Source organism: Micromonospora sp. DT43 (assembly GCF_049841645.1).
In the GTDB taxonomy this organism is placed as follows: Bacteria; Actinomycetota; Actinomycetes; order Mycobacteriales; family Micromonosporaceae; genus Micromonospora.
Window position 1 is genome coordinate 300,995 of record NZ_JBNCKR010000002.1, and the last position, 14,050, is coordinate 315,044.

General features: G+C 70.7%; 9 protein-coding genes. 7 read left to right on the plus strand and 2 right to left on the minus strand.

Features of this window, described 5'->3' with window-relative positions; translation table 11 throughout:
- Positions 1-24 precede the first annotated feature (24 nt).
- Positions 25-4,098 (plus strand): ATP-dependent RNA helicase HrpA, encoded by a 4,074-nt coding sequence (hrpA, locus tag ACLQ26_RS05535; protein ID WP_425743382.1) that lies wholly within the window; start codon positions 25-27, stop codon positions 4,096-4,098.
- A gap of 27 nt (positions 4,099-4,125) precedes the next feature.
- Here the strand turns inward: hrpA and rfbB are convergent, their stop codons facing one another.
- Together rfbB and ACLQ26_RS05545 are read right to left on the minus strand one after the other, a co-directional pair.
- Positions 4,126-5,166, minus strand: coding sequence for a dTDP-glucose 4,6-dehydratase (gene rfbB / locus ACLQ26_RS05540; RefSeq protein ID WP_425743383.1), 1,041 nt, complete (start codon positions 5,164-5,166; stop codon positions 4,126-4,128).
- A gap of 165 nt (positions 5,167-5,331) precedes the next feature.
- Positions 5,332-6,261: a LysR family transcriptional regulator gene (locus tag ACLQ26_RS05545; protein ID WP_425743384.1), complete on the minus strand. Its 930-nt coding sequence runs from the start codon at positions 6,259-6,261 to the stop codon at positions 5,332-5,334.
- A 35-nt stretch (positions 6,262-6,296) separates the two neighbouring features.
- Between ACLQ26_RS05545 and ACLQ26_RS05550 the strand changes: the two genes are divergently transcribed.
- The 6 genes from ACLQ26_RS05550 to ACLQ26_RS05575 all read left to right on the plus strand — a co-directional run bounded on the left by ACLQ26_RS05550 (position 6,297) and on the right by ACLQ26_RS05575 (position 14,015).
- Positions 6,297-7,028 (plus strand): succinate dehydrogenase cytochrome b subunit, encoded by a 732-nt coding sequence (locus tag ACLQ26_RS05550; RefSeq protein ID WP_425743385.1) that lies wholly within the window; start codon positions 6,297-6,299, stop codon positions 7,026-7,028.
- A gap of 1 nt (position 7,029) precedes the next feature.
- Positions 7,030-8,967: a fumarate reductase/succinate dehydrogenase flavoprotein subunit gene (locus tag ACLQ26_RS05555; RefSeq protein WP_425743386.1), complete on the plus strand. Its 1,938-nt coding sequence runs from the start codon at positions 7,030-7,032 to the stop codon at positions 8,965-8,967.
- Positions 8,964-9,728: a succinate dehydrogenase/fumarate reductase iron-sulfur subunit gene (locus tag ACLQ26_RS05560; RefSeq protein ID WP_425743387.1), complete on the plus strand. Its 765-nt coding sequence runs from the start codon at positions 8,964-8,966 to the stop codon at positions 9,726-9,728. Before ACLQ26_RS05555 ends, ACLQ26_RS05560 begins: the two co-directional genes overlap by 4 nt.
- A 1,060-nt stretch (positions 9,729-10,788) precedes the next feature.
- Positions 10,789-11,973: a zinc-dependent alcohol dehydrogenase gene (locus ACLQ26_RS05565; protein ID WP_425743388.1), complete on the plus strand. Its 1,185-nt coding sequence runs from the start codon at positions 10,789-10,791 to the stop codon at positions 11,971-11,973.
- Between the two features lie 5 nt (positions 11,974-11,978).
- The gene (locus tag ACLQ26_RS05570; protein WP_425743777.1) at positions 11,979-12,899 is read left to right on the plus strand and encodes an SDR family NAD(P)-dependent oxidoreductase; all 921 of its coding nucleotides are present in this window, start codon (positions 11,979-11,981) and stop codon (positions 12,897-12,899) included.
- A gap of 105 nt (positions 12,900-13,004) precedes the next feature.
- Positions 13,005-14,015: a serine hydrolase gene (locus ACLQ26_RS05575; RefSeq protein WP_425743389.1), complete on the plus strand. Its 1,011-nt coding sequence runs from the start codon at positions 13,005-13,007 to the stop codon at positions 14,013-14,015.
- Positions 14,016-14,050 lie beyond the last annotated feature (35 nt).

Below are 14,050 nucleotides of genomic sequence, written 5' to 3' on the forward strand. Positions count from 1 at the left end.
GCGCTGCCTATCCTTGGGCACGACATGCAGAATCCAGCCGCCTCCGCCGCGACCGATCCCGTCCGCGAGCTGCACCGCCGCCTCACTCCCCTGATGTTCCGCGACCAACGCCGGCTTCAGCGGCGCCTCGACGGTGCCCGTAAGCTGCGCGACCCGCAGCGCCGGGAAGCGGCGCTGACCGAGATCACCGCCGAGCTGGCCCGGGCCGAGCAACGGCTGGCCGTCCGGCGGGCGGCGGTGCCGGTGATCACGTACCCGGCCGGGCTGCCGGTCAGCGACCGTAAGGACGACATCGCCGCCGCCATCCGTGATCACCAGGTGGTGATCGTGGCCGGCGAGACGGGCTCCGGCAAGACCACCCAGATCCCCAAGATCTGCCTGGAGCTGGGGCGCGGCGTGCACGGCCTGATCGGGCACACCCAGCCCCGGCGGTTGGCCGCCCGGACGGTGGCCGACCGCATCGCCGACGAGCTGGGCACCGAGCTGGGCGACGTGGTCGGCTACAAGGTCCGCTTCACCGACCAGGTCAGCGAGCGCAGCCTGGTGAAGCTGATGACCGACGGCATCCTGCTGGCCGAGTTGCAGACGGATCGGATGCTGCGCCAGTACGACACGTTGATCATCGACGAGGCGCACGAGCGCAGCCTCAACATCGACTTCATCCTCGGGTACCTGCGCGAGCTGCTTCCCCGCCGACCCGACCTCAAGGTGATCATCACCTCGGCGACAATCGAGACCGACAGGTTCGCCAGGCACTTCGCCGGCCCGCCCACAGCAGACGAGCCGCAGGGCGTGCCCGCGCCGGTGGTGGAGGTCTCCGGGCGCACCTATCCGGTGGAGGTGCGCTACCGGCCGCTTGTCGAGCTCGCCGAGGGTGAGGAGGACGGCGACGCCGACGAGGAGAACGTCCGCGACCAGATCCAGGCGATCGGCGACGCCGTCGAGGAGCTGGCCGCCGAGGGCCCCGGCGACATCCTCGTCTTCCTCAGCGGCGAGCGGGAGATCCGCGACACCGCCGACGCGCTGGGCAAGCTGGTGCAGTCCAAGCGCTCGCTGCTCGGCACCGAGATCCTGCCGCTGTACGCGCGGCTGTCCAGCGCCGAGCAGCACCGGGTGTTCGCCGCGCACTCCTCGCGTCGGGTGGTGCTCGCCACGAACGTCGCGGAGACCTCGCTGACCGTGCCCGGCATCAAGTACGTGGTGGACCCGGGCACCGCCCGGATCTCCCGCTACTCCAGCCGGCTGAAGGTGCAGCGGCTGCCGATCGAGCCGGTCTCCCAGGCGTCGGCCAACCAGCGCAAGGGCCGCTGCGGCCGTACCTCGGACGGCATCTGCATCCGCCTCTACGACGAGCAGGACTTCCTGTCCCGGCCCGAGTTCACCGACCCGGAGATCCTGCGCACCAACCTGGCGTCCGTCATTCTCCAGATGACCGCGATCGGGCTCGGCGACCTGGCCGCGTTCCCGTTCATCGACCCGCCGGACAAGCGCAACATCACCGACGGCGTCAACCTGCTGCACGAGCTGGGCGCGCTGGATCCGACCGAGGCTGACCCGGCCAAGCGGCTCACCGCGCTGGGCCGTCGGCTGGCCCAGCTGCCTGTCGACCCGCGGCTGGCCCGGATGGTGGTCGAGGGCGAACGCAACGGCTGCCCCACCGAGGTGCTGGTGATCGCCGCCGCGCTCTCCATCCAGGACCCGCGCGAGCGGCCGGCGGAGAAGCAGGCCCAGGCCGACCAGGCGCACGCCCGGTTCGCCGACAAGGAGTCGGACTTCGTCGCGTACCTCAACCTGTGGCGCTACCTGCGCGAGCAGCAGCGGGAGCTGTCGTCCAGCGCGTTCCGCCGGATGTGCAAGGCGGAGTACCTGAACTACCTGCGGATCCGCGAGTGGCAGGACATCGTCAGCCAGTTGCGCCAGGTGCTGCGTACCCCTCAGCAGGAGGGCGACCGGCGGGGTGGGCGGCCGGCGCGCGACACCGCTGACGACGCGGACGCCGGCCGGGGTGCGAGCCGCCGGGGCGGCGCGGACCTGCCGGAGGAGATCGACACCCCGAAGGTGCACCAGTCGCTGCTGCCGGGCCTGCTCTCGCACATCGGCCTGAAGGACGCCCAGAAACACGAATACCTGGGCGCGCGGGGCGCGAAGTTCGCGGTCTTCCCCGGGTCGGCGTTGTTCAAGAAGCCACCGCGCTGGGTGATGGCCGCCGAGCTGGTGGAGACCTCCCGGCTGTGGGGCCGCATCGCCGGCCGGGTCGAACCGGAGTGGGTCGAGCCCCTCGCGCAGCACCTGGTCAAGCGCAGCTACAGCGAGCCGCACTGGGAGAAGAAGCAGGCCGCGGTGATGGCCTACGAGAAGGTCACCCTGTACGGCATCCCGCTGGTCACCTCCCGCAAGGTGAACTTCGGGCGGATCGACCCGACGCTGAGCCGGGAGCTGTTCATCAGGCACGCCCTCGTCGAGGGTGACTGGCAGACGCACCACCAGTTCTGGGCGGACAACAAGCGGCTGCTCGCCGAGATCGAGGAGCTGGAGAGCCGGGCTCGACGCCGGGACATCCTGGTCGACGACGAGACCATCTTCGGCTTCTACGACCAGCGGATCCCCGCCGACGTCTCGTCCGGGCGGCACTTCGACAGCTGGTGGAAGAAGACTCGCCGGGACCAGCCCGACCTGCTCACCTTCACCCGCGACGTGCTGGTCAACGACGGCCGACCCGGGGTGGACGAGAGCGACTACCCGGACGAGTGGCAGGCCGACGGGGTGCGTCTGCCGCTTACCTACCGCTTCGAGCCGGGCACACCGGACGACGGCGTCACAGTGGACATCCCGCTGCCGCTGCTCAACCAGGTGCCGGCGGAGAGCTTCGACTGGCAGGTGCCGGGGCTGCGCGAGGAGACGGTGGTCGCGCTGATCCGCTCGCTGCCCAAGGCGATCCGCCGCAACTTCGTGCCAGTGCCGGACTACGCCCGCGCCGCGCTCGCCGCGATCACCCCGGGCGAGGAGTCGCTGCTGGACGCGCTCACCCGCCAACTGCGGCGGATGACAGGCGTCACGGTGCCCCGTGACGCCTGGGAGCCGGCCAAGCTGCCCACCCACCTGCGGGTGACCTTCCGGGTGCTCGGCGACGACGAGAAGCCGGTCGCCGAGGGCAAGGACCTGCCGGCCCTGCAACGTCAACTCCGCCAGGAGGTACGCCAGGTGGTGGCGGCCGCCGCGCCGGAGATCGCCCGTACCGGGCTGCGGGAGTGGAGCGTCGGCACGCTGCCACGGACCATCGAGCAGGTGCGCGCCGGCTACGCGGTGACCGCGTACCCGGCGCTTGTCGACGAGGGCGCCACGGTCGGGGTGAAGGTGTTCGACTCCCCCGCCGAGGCGGAGGCGGCGCACTGGGCCGGCACCCGACGGCTGCTGCGGCTCACCGTCCCGTCCCCGGCGCGGTTCCTGCAGGGCCGGCTCAGCAACGAGGCGAAGCTGGCGCTCAGCCGCAACCCGCACGGCGGTGTGCAGGAGCTGATCGAGGACGCGGCCGGCGCGGCCATCGACCGGCTGATCGGCGACGCCGGTGGGCCGGCCTGGGACGCCGAGGGGTTCGCGGCGCTGCGGGAGAAGGTCCGCGCCGACCTGGTCGACACGGTGGTCGAGGTCATGGACCGGGTACGCCGGGTGCTCGCCGCCGCGTACGCCGTGGAGCAGCGGCTCGGCGCGACCCGCAACCTCGCCGTGGTGGCGGCGCTCGCCGACATCCGCAAGCAGCTCGCCGGGCTGGTGCACGCCGGTTTCATCACCGAGACCGGGTACGCCCGCCTGCCCGACCTGCTGCGCTATCTCACCGCCATCGAGCGCCGAATGGACCGCCTGGGCGGCAACCCGCAACGCGACCGCCAGCAGCAGGAGCGGATCACCGTGGTGCAGAAGGAGTACGACGACCTGCTCGCCGCCCTCCCGCCGGCCCGCCGCCAGGAGGCGGCCCTCCGGCAGATCCGCTGGATGATCGAGGAGTTGCGGGTGAACGTCTTCGCCCAGGCGCTGGGCACCCCGTACCCCGTCTCCGAACAGCGGATCTACCGGGCGATGGACGACGCGGAGGGCCGCTGAGCCGAGCCGGGCGGGCCGGGACTGCCGTCAGCGCGCCTGGACGGACAGACCCCGGCTCGCCGGGACGCCGCGCACCGAGCTGGTCAGCGCGGCACCGTGGGACTCCGCGGCGGTGGGCGTCCACCAGGCCCGATTCTCCCGGTACCAGTGAAAGACCTCGCTCAGTCCCTCCGCGAACCGGATCTGCGGCTCGAAGCCGAGCTCCTCGGAGATCTTGCGATAGTCCAGCGAGTACCGCTGGTCCTGCACCTTACGGTCGGGCACGTGCCGGACCCGTTCCCAGCCGGCGCCGGCCAGCCGCAGGATCCGCTCGGTGAGCGCCCGGTTGGTCAGCTCGACGTCGCCGCCGATGTTGTAGACCTCGCCGGCGCGGCCCTTCGCCAGGACCAGCGCGATGGCCCGACAGTGGTCGTCGACGTGCAGCCACTCGCGCACGGCGCTGCCGTCACCGTGCAGGGTGATGTCCTGGCCGGTGAGCAGGCTGGTGACGAAGCGGGGAATCACCTTCTCCACGTGCTGGTACGGCCCGTAGTTGTTGGCGCAGCGAGTGATGGAGACGTCCACGTCGTACGTGCGCCAGTAGGAGCGGACGATGTGGTCGCTGGCCGCCTTCGACGCCGCGTACGGGGAGTTGGGCTCCAGCACGCAGGTCTCGTTCCAGGAGCCCTCGCTGATCGAGCCGTACACCTCGTCGGTGGAGACGTGCACGACCCGGCCGACGCCACTGCGCGCGCAGGCGGCGAGCAGCAGGTGGGAGCCCATCACGTTGGTCTCGAAGAACGGGGCGGGGTCGTCGATGGACCTGTCGACGTGCGACTCGGCGGCGAAGTGCACCACCGCGTCGTGGCCGGGAACCACGTCGGCGAGCAACTGCCTGTCGCAGATGTCCCCGCGGACGAAGGTCAGGCGGGGGTGGACGGCCGGCAGATTGGCCCGATCACTGGCGTACGTCAGCTTGTCGAGCACCGTGACGTCGCAGTGCTCGAACCCGGCGTAACCGCCACCGAGCAGACTGCGCGCGAAGTGCGAACCGATGAAGCCGGCGCCTCCGGTGACCAGGATCCTCATGTGTGGCCCTCCTGCCCGGCGTCAAGCGCCCACCGGCGAGCTCTGCTGCGTTGAATGGGGCTTTTGCCCGCGCAAGAACCCACCTTAGGTGACCATCTTGAACACCGACGGTGATATTCCGACCTTGAGCGCGAATTGGCCCATCGGGTCGATTACCGGGCCTGATCAGCGGGGATCGACCCCCGGTGGGAGGTCGTCGTTGTCGATCGCGGACTGGACGTAGTCGAGCAGGATCCGCCGCAGCTCGCGGCCGGCGTGCGTCGGCACCACGTCCCGCCGACGGGCCACGGCGATGGTCCGGCGCACCCCGGGCGGCGCCAGCGGCGTGATGTGCACCCCGGGCCTGCGGGCCAGCACGATGCCGGGCACCAGCGCGACGCCGAGCCCCGCCTCGACGAAGCTGAGCACCGCGTCCATCTCACCGCCGTCCACCGCGAAGGTGGGCTCGAAGCCCGCCTCGCGGCACGCCTGGATGGTGGCGTCGCGCAGGTCGTAGCCCTCGCGGAACATCACCATCGGCTGGTCGCGCAGGTCGGTGATGTGCAACTCTCCGGTGGCCGAGGCGGTCGGCACCTCCCCCACCGAGGCGACGACCAGGCTCTCGCGCAGGATCGGATCGACGCGCAGCCCCGGGTCCGCGCCCCCGGCCGGCATGATGATCAGGGCCAGGTCGAGATCTCCGCGGAGCAGGTTCCGGACGAGATCCTGGGAGCCGCCCTCCTCGACGCGGAGGTCGACGGTGGGGTGCGCGTCGCGGAACCGGCGCAGCACCGGCGGGGCGAGCGAGGTGGCCAGGCTCGGCGTCGCGCCGAGCCGGACGCGACCCCGCCGGAGCCCGACCAGCTCCTGCACCTCCCGCGTCGCGGTCTCGACGTCGGCGAGGATCCGGGTCGCCAGCGGAAGCAGCACCTCACCGGCCGCGGTGAGGGCAATGTTGCCCCTTACCCGTTCGAACAGGGGAGCCCCGAGGTCGGTCTCCAGCGCGTGAATTTGCTTACTCAGCGACGGCTGCGTGATGCCCACGATGTCGGCGGCTTGGGTGAAATGTCGTACTTCGGCCACCGCAACGAAGTACCGGAGCTGATGGAGCTGCATCTACATAGCCTACGGCTATCAACACTGCGAGTTTGATGCATTGGACGACTGATCGAAGTGCTCCTAGCGTCGGTCTCGTGGTAATCACGAGAACTCGGTCGCCCATCCGCTCGAACGTCGGCCTCAAGGCCGTCATGGCGGTGACGGGCATCCTGCTGGTGCTGTTCCTCATCGTGCACATGCTGGGGAACCTGAAGATCTTCACGGGGGAGACCTCGTTCGACCACTACGCGCACTGGCTGCGCGACATCGGCACGCCGCTGCTGCCCCACACCTGGTACCTCTGGATCCAGCGCACCGTGCTCACCGTCGCCGTGGTGGCCCACATCGTCGCCGCCACCGTGCTGGCCCGACGCGCACGCGCCGCCCGCCCGGTCAAGTACGCCCACCGCAAGAAGGTCCGGGGCAGCTACGCGGCCCGCACCATGCGCTGGGGTGGCGTGATCATCCTGCTCTTCGTGATCTACCACATCCTGGACCTGACCACCGGTCACCTGAACCCGCAGGGCGACGCCAGCAACCCGTACGGCAACGTCGTCGCCGACTTCGCGCCGGAGCGCTGGTACGTCACGCTCTTCTACACCCTGGCGATCGTCACGGTGGGCTTCCACCTGCGCCACGGCGCGTTCAGCGCGTTCCGCAGCCTCGGCCAGCAGACGCCCCGGGGCGAGCGCCGGGCGCGCGCCGGCGCGCTCGTCCTCGCCGTGGGGCTCTGCGCCGGATACCTGGCGGTCCCGTTCGCCGTTCTCACCGGATTGGTGTCCTGACATGGAACTCTTCACCGAGGGCGACCCGATCGCCGACACGAAGGCTCCCGCCGGCCCGGTCGAGAAGCGCTGGGAGACCCGCCGCTTCGAGGCCAAGCTGGTCAACCCGGCCAACCGCCGCAAGATGACGGTGATCGTCGTCGGCACCGGCCTGGCCGGCGGTTCGGCCGCGGCGACGCTTGCCGAGCAGGGCTACCACGTCAAGTCCTACTGCTACCAGGACAGCCCGCGCCGCGCGCACTCCATCGCGGCACAGGGCGGCATCAACGCGGCGAAGAACTACCGCAACGACGGCGACTCGGTGCACCGACTGTTCTACGACACCGTCAAGGGCGGCGACTTCCGCTCCCGCGAGTCGAACGTGCACCGCCTCGCCGAGGTGTCGGTGAACATCATCGACCAGTGTGTCGCCCAGGGTGTGCCGTTCGCCCGCGAGTACGGCGGCCTGCTGGACACCCGCTCCTTCGGTGGCGCCCAGGTGCAGCGCACCTTCTACGCCCGGGGCCAGACGGGCCAGCAGCTGCTGCTCGGCGCGTACCAGGCCCTGGAGCGGCAGATCGGCCTGGGCAACGTCGAGATGAACGCCCGGCACGAGATGCTGGAACTGGTCATCGTCGACGGCAAGGCCCGGGGCATCGTCGTCCGCGACCTGGTCACCGGCGAGATCACCACCGAGATGGCCGACGCCGTCGTGCTCGCCTCCGGCGGCTACGGCAACGTCTTCTACCTCTCCACGAACGCCAAGGGCTGCAACGTCACCGCCACCTGGCGGGCGCACCGCAAGGGCGCGTACTTCGCCAACCCCTGCTACACGCAGATCCACCCCACCTGCATCCCGGTCTCCGGCGACCACCAGTCGAAGCTGACCCTGATGAGCGAGTCGCTGCGCAACGACGGCCGGGTCTGGGTGCCGAAGACCAAGGGCGACGACCGCAACCCACGCGACATTGGCGAGGACGAGCGGGACTACTACCTGGAGCGGATCTACCCCTCCTTCGGCAACCTGGTCCCCCGCGACATCGCCTCCCGCGCCGCGAAGAACGTCTGCGACGAGGGCCGGGGCGTCGGGCCGACCAAGCTCGGCGTCTACCTCGACTTCGCCGACGCGATCGGCCGGCTCGGCCGCAAGGCCATCGAGGCCAAGTACGGAAACCTCTTCGAGATGTACGAGCGCATCACCGGCGAGGACCCGTACGAGGTGCCGATGCGCATCTACCCCGCCGTGCACTACACGATGGGCGGCCTCTGGGTCGACTACGACCTCCAGTCGAGCATCCCCGGCCTGTTCGTGATCGGCGAGGCGAACTTCTCCGACCACGGCGCGAACCGGCTCGGCGCCTCGGCGCTGATGCAGGGCCTGGCCGACGGGTACTTCGTGCTACCCACCACGATCGCCAACTACCTGGCCGCGGGCGGGTTGGAGAAGGTCGACGCCAGCCACCCGGCGGCGGTCGAGGCACGTACCGACGTCGAGGACCGCATCCAGCGGCTGCTGGCGGTGAACGGCGACCGGACCGTGGACTCGTTCCACCGCGAGCTGGGCCAGATCATGTGGGAGCACTGCGGCATGGAGCGCAGCGAGGCCGGGCTGCGCAAGGCCATCGACGAGATCCGTGCCCTGCGCGAGCAGTTCTGGCAGCGGGTCAAGGTGTCCGGCACCGGCGAGGAGCTCAACCAGTCCCTGGAGAAGGCCGGCCGAGTGGCCGACTTCTTCGAGCTGGCCGAGCTGATGTGCATCGACGCCCTGCACCGCGAGGAGTCCTGCGGCGGTCACTTCCGGGCCGAGCACCAGACCCCCGACGGCGAGGCGCAGCGCGACGACGACCGGTTCGCGTACGTGGCGGCCTGGGAGTTCACCGCGACCGGTGAGCCCTCGGTGCTGCACAAGGAAGACCTGAAGTTCGAATACGTCCACCCCACGCAGCGGAGCTACAAGTGAACCTGACCCTGCGCATCTGGCGCCAGAAGGGCCCCGAGGACAAGGGTCGGATGGTGACCTACCCGGTCGACGACGTCTCCCCGGACATGTCGTTCCTGGAGATGCTCGACGTACTCAACGAGCGGTTGATCCTCGCCGGCGAGGACCCGGTGGCGTTCGACCACGACTGCCGCGAGGGCATCTGCGGCATGTGCGGCCTGATGATCAACGGGGACGCGCACGGCCCGCAGCGCGGCACCACCGCGTGCCAGCTGCACATGCGACAGTTCACCGACGGCGAGACGATCGACATCGAACCGTGGCGGGCCAGCGCCTTCCCGGTCATCAAGGACCTCGTGGTCAACCGGGGCGCCTTCGACACGATCATCGCCGCCGGCGGCTACATCACCGCGCCGACCGGAAGCGCGCCCGAGGCGCACTCCACACCGGTCGCCAAGGCCAACGCGGACGCCGCCTTCGAGTCGGCCGCCTGCATCGGCTGCGGTGCCTGCGTGGCTGCCTGCCCGAACGGCTCTGGCATGCTCTTCACCGCCGCCAAGCTCACCCAGCTCTCGCTGCTGCCGCAGGGCCAGCCGGAGCGCTACACCCGGGTGATCGGCATGGTCGACGCGCACGACGAGGCCGGCTTCGGCGGCTGCACGAACGCCGGCGAGTGCACGGTGGCCTGCCCGAAGGGCATCCCGCTGAACACCATCGGCCGCCTCAACCGCGACTACCTCGCGGCCACCACGAAGGGCACCGGCAATACCCCCGGCGCCTGACACCACCGCCTCATCCAGACCGCCGTACCCCGCGCCTCGGGTTACGGCGGTCTGGTCTTCGGCGGCCGTGGCGGGTTGATCCTTGACCGCCGTGGCGGGTTGATCCTTGACCGCCGTGGCGGGTTGATCCTTGACCGCCGTGGCGGGTTGGGGCGACCGTCCCCGGCTCCGGGCGGTCAGGCTTGATCCCTGCGCCGGGGACGGTCGCCCCAACCCTGGCCCTGGTCACCGTGCGTCCGCCCGTTGCGCTCCTGCGGGGGTACGCCGGCTTGATCCACTCGGGTTCCAGGAAGTCGGCCTGTCGTCACGACTGGGATACCGCGACTTCAAGAAACGCGAGTCGATCAAACGGACCTGCCCACGCCGCACCCGTCCGTCCGCGCGGCACCAGCGGTACCGCAATGAATAAGCGGACGGGCCGGGATCAGGGACAGGCACAGCCCAGCCGGTCACAGCCCAGCCGGTCGCGTGACCGACTTCAGGGCGCCGATGTGGCGGGGTCCTGTCGTTGGGAAACCCGCCATGTCGCCGATACGGAGTCGATCATGTTTTCGCGCGACCAGTAGCCGCACCGAGAACGGTCGTAAGGTGCCAATCGCTCGGCTGAGCTCCGCACAGGCGGCCGCGACGGCTTGATCCACTCGGGTTCCAGGAAGTCGGCCTGTCGTCACGGCTGGGATACCGCGACTTCAAGGAAGACGAGTCGATCAAAGCGAATGCGCCCACGGACAAGGCCCGGCCACGGGCAGCGCCCGGTCCCGGACAAGGCCCGGCCACGGACAGCGCCCGGCCACGGGCTGGGGGCGACCGTGCCCGGCGGAGGGATCAAGCCTGACCGCCCGGAGCCGGGGACGGTCGCCCCCAGCCCCAACCGCAACCACTGACAAGGCCGAGGCAAGCGACAAGACCGAGACCACCGAGCCGACACCGCCAAGCCCGGACCCCCAAGCCCAGACCGCCAAGCCCGGACCGCCGAGCCCGGACGCCATCCGGAACGGAGTCGGTTCAACTGCTCCTTGCCGGGTAGCAAGTCAGGCAGGACCGAGGGAGGTAGCCAGACATGAAGGCGTTGACCTGGCAGGGCAAGCGGGACGTACGGGTGGAGGAGGTGCCGGATCCCCGGATCGAGGCGCCGACCGACGCGATCGTCAAGATCACGTCGACGGCGATCTGCGGTTCGGATCTGCACCTGTACGAGGTGTTGGGGCCGTACCTGAAGCCCGGCGACGTCCTCGGCCACGAGCCGATGGGCATCGTCGAGGAGGTCGGGTCGGAGGTCACCGGGCTCAAACCCGGCGACCGGGTGGTGGTGCCGTTCAACATCTCGTGCGGCAGTTGCTGGATGTGCAGCCGTCAGCTCTACGCCCAGTGTGAGACGACCCAGGTGACCAGCGAGGGCAAGGGCGCGTCGCTGTTCGGCTACACCTCGCTCTACGGTTCGGTGCCCGGCGGCCAGGCCGAGTACCTGCGGGTGCCGCAGGCCCACTTCGGACCGATCAAGATTCCCGAGACCGGCGCCGACGAGCGCTACCTCTATCTCTCCGACATCCTGCCCACCGCCTGGCAGGCCGTGAAGTACGCGGACACGCCGCCCGGTGGCACCCTGGCCGTCTTCGGGCTGGGCCCGGTCGGTCAGTTCTGCGCCCGGATCGGCCGCCACCTCGGCGCCGGGCGGGTGATCGGGCTGGACCTGGTGCCCGAGCGGCTGGAGCTGGCCCGGCGGCACGGCATCGAGGTGCTCGACGTCCGCGAGCTGTCGGACGTGCCGGGCGCGCTTATCGACCTGGTCGACGGGCGTGGCCCCGACGCCGTCATCGACGCGGTGGGCATGGAGGCGCACGGCTCGCCGGGCGGCAAGCTGGCACACGCGGCTGTCGGGCTTCTGCCGGACAAGCTGGCCCGGACGATGACCGACAAGGCGGCCATGGACCGGCTCTCGGTCCTGCATGCCGCGGTAAAGGCGGTCCGTCGCGGCGGCACCGTGTCGATCTCCGGTGTCTACGGCGGCGAGTTGGACCCGATGCCGCTGATGGAGATGTTCGACCGGGGCATCCAGTTGCGCATGGGGCAGTGTCACGTGCGCCGGTGGACCGACGAGATCCTGCCGCTGCTCTCCGGCGACGACGACCCCCTGGGTGTGGAGGACCTGCGTACCCACCGCCTGCCGCTGGGCGAGGCGCCGCGGGCGTACGACATGTTCCAGAAGAAGGAGGACGGCTGCATCAAGGTCGTGCTCGCACCTTGAGCCGGGTGGTGGTGGTCGTCGGCGCGACCAGCGGGATCGGCCGGGCGACGGCCCGGGCGTTCGCCGAGCGCGCCGACCGCCTGGTGCTCGCGGCCCGCGCGCCGCAGACCCTCGCCGAGGTACGCGAGGAGTGCGCGGACGTCGAGGTGCTGACCGTGCCGACGGACGTCACCGAACCGGGCGCGTTGGAGGCGCTGGCGGAGGCGGCGATCGAGCGGTTCGGCCGCATCGACGTCTGGGTGCACACGGCGGCGGTGATGGCCTACGGACGCTTCGACGAGTTGCCGGAGCGGGTGTTCGACCAGGTGGTACGGACCGATCTGCTGGCCGCGGCCGGCGCCGCCCGGGTGGCGCTGCGGCACTTCCGGGCCACCGGCGCCGGCACCCTGATCCTCACCGGATCGGTGCTCGGGCACATCACCGCCCCGTACATGAGCGCCTACGTGACAAGCAAGTGGGGGTTGCAGGGGTTGGCCCGCACGCTGCAACAGGAGTTGCGCGACAGTCCGGACATCCGGTTGTGCCTGGTCAACCCGGGCAGTGTGGACACTCCGGTGTATCAGCAGGCGGCCAACTACCTTGGTCGGATCGGCCGGCCCCCACCTCCGGTCGCCGGCTCGCAGCGGGTGGCCCGGGCGATCGTCGACTGCGTGGACCGGCCCCGCCGGGAGGTGTCGGTGGGCCGGCTGAACGTGGTGCTGCGGGCTGGCTTCACAGTGCTGCCGGGCGTCTACGACGTACTGGTCGGGCCGTTGATGCGGCTGGCCGGCCTGAGCGGCCGGTCGGTCGCGGCGCATGACGGCACGGTGTTCGCCCCGAATCCGGCCGGCGAGGCGGTCCGCGGCGGCCACCTGCCCGACCTGCGGCAGCTTTTGTCCGGACCGGCCGGGGCGGTGGGCGCCGCGCTGCGTCGACGGCTGGGCTGAACCGTTCGGGACTGTTCGGGACAGCGGGGGGCCATTGTGGACCGATCAACTCGCCTAGGGTGGTGGGCCGGCAAGCGCTCCGGCGCCCCACGACGGGAGAGACGAATGACCATCCGACTGAACCGCAGGACGGCACTCGGGCTGGGGACAGTGGCCACCGCCGGCACAATGCTCGGCGCGGCCACCCCGGCCAGCGCCGCCGACAGCACCGAGGCGAGCCCGACCACCCCGGCCCGGGCCGCCAGCCGGATCGCCGCCGTCTTCGACAGGCACAGCACCGAGGCCGGCGGCAACTGGCAGGCGTACGTCAGCGTGGCCGACCCGGCGGGCCCGCCGGTCGTCGCGGTCGCGGCCGACGCGGACCGACGGATCGAGGCGTACAGCGTCAACAAGATCGCGGTTGCCACCGCGGTCCTGGACAAGGTCGACCGAGGGCTGCTGACGCTGGACCAGCGGGTCGACGTGACCGCCGCGATCGTCGTGCCGGGCGGCGACGGCATCTTCAGCCTGGACGGCGCGTACCCGAGCAGCGTGACCCTCGGGCACGTGCTGGCCAACCTGCTGACCGTCTCCGACGACACGGCGGTGCGGCTGTGCGGGCTGGTCGCACCGGCCGCCGAGATCAACTCGATCCTGGTCGCGAAGGGTTTCCCGAACACCCAGGTCGAGCCGGTGGCCAACCCGAACCGGTTCTTCCTCGGCACCAGCACCCCGCGGGAGACGCACGACCTGCTGCGCGCCCTGGTCGCCGGCACGCTGCTCTCGCCGGCCTCGACGACGCACCTGCTCGGGCTGCTGCGCTCCCCGGTGGCCTTCACCGACGGCATCCGGCGCACCATGTCCTCGGAGGATCGGGCCCGCATCGCCACCAAGGCCGGCTGGTTCGCCGACGCCCGACACGAGGCCGGGGTGATCTTCGACCGGTCCGGTGCGGCGGTGCTTACCTACGCGCTGTTCGCCGACGGGCAGGCCGACCCGGACAACTTCGGCGCGACCCACCCGGCGGTGCAGGCCCGGGCCGCCATGGGTCCGAAGTTCCTGGCGGCGGTGGACCGGATAGCGGGCACGGGCAAGACGTTCCGGGCGCCCACCCGGCGGCCCAGCAACGGCGGCTGACACCGTTCCCGGGCCGGTCGTCGGAGGACGGCCGG